General features: G+C 59.3%; 1 pseudogene. It reads right to left on the minus strand.

The window, feature by feature from the left end:
• Positions 1-305 precede the first annotated feature (305 nt).
• A pseudogene (locus tag E5J99_RS20905) lies at positions 306-1066 on the minus strand (IS5 family transposase).
• Between the last annotated feature and the right edge of the window lie 154 nt (positions 1067-1220).

The raw sequence follows: 1220 nt of genomic DNA on the forward strand, positions 1-1220 counted from the left end.
AGCGGCGGAAGAAAAACCGCTGCCTATCTTGTCTGCCTGTAAAGTCCAATCCGGATTACCAACCCGGCCTGTAAAGCGCAGGCCGGATTACTCCCTCCACCTGTATAGCTATAGCCGGACGAGACATAAATGTCAGGCTCACGCTAAAACGCCGGGCCACTTCCGCTTTGCAAGCGCCGGGCTCTTGGCAAGCCGACGCCACGCGGGTGCGTAAATCGAGCGAGTAGGGAGTCATCTTCCGCTATACGAGAAGACGGCATCTTAGGACGCACTGTTCACGAAACCGCCATAGGTTGTACGGACAATTAGTGAAGCCATAAGAGGGCAGAGACGAAGTGGACCATTCCCAGGAAGCTGCTGGCCGTTTTTTCGTAACGCGTGGCCAAGCGACGAAACTGCTTGAGGCGACTGAAAAAGCGCTCCACTTTGTTCCGGTCACGGTACAGGTTACGGTCAATGACGCGTTGGACCAAGCGGTTCTTTTTACGTGGAATCACGGCTTGTGCCCCGATGGCGGCCACGCTGGCCAGCACCGCATCCGTATCGTAGGCTTTGTCGGCCAATACATTGCCTGCCGTCTTGGCCACTGACAGCAGCTCGGCCACGCGCTGGCAGTCGGCTTGCTGGCCCGGGCCGAGCACCACGCGCAGCGGGTTGCCCAGCGCGTCGACGAGGGCGTGGATTTTGGTCGTCAGCCCGCCGCGACTGCGGCCAAGGGCCTCGTCGCCGACGCGGCTTTTTTTCGGCTGCCCGCCGCCTGCGCGTGGGCCCGGACCACGGTCGAATCAAGCATCACCCAGTCGAGGTCGGGTTCCTGCACGGCCTCAAACAAGCGTTGCCAAATCCCTTTTTGGGCCCAGCGCCGGCGGCGCTTGCGCAGCGTGTCATGCGTGCCAAAGCGGGGCGGCAGCGCACGCCAGGCGCACCCGTGGCGCGCTACCCAGAATACAGCGTTGAGAAAGAGTCGGTTATCGGCTCCTGTTCGGCCTACATCGCCCGCTTTGCCCGACAAATGCGGGGCCAAGGCAGCCCACGCACGGTCACTGATTTCATCCAGATTGCTCACGAACGCAAAGATAATTGTCCGTACAACCTAGTGCTTAGTCAGGAGAGTTTTTTGAACAAAAAGGCAGATTGGACGTTGCTTTTGGATGGGAAGACCACTCACACCATTTGTCCTGTCGTCGACTGACCGCCAGACTATTGAGGCTTTAACCCGC

It is taken from the genome of Hymenobacter elongatus, assembly GCF_004745955.1.
GTDB lineage: Bacteria > Bacteroidota > Bacteroidia > Cytophagales > Hymenobacteraceae > Hymenobacter > Hymenobacter elongatus.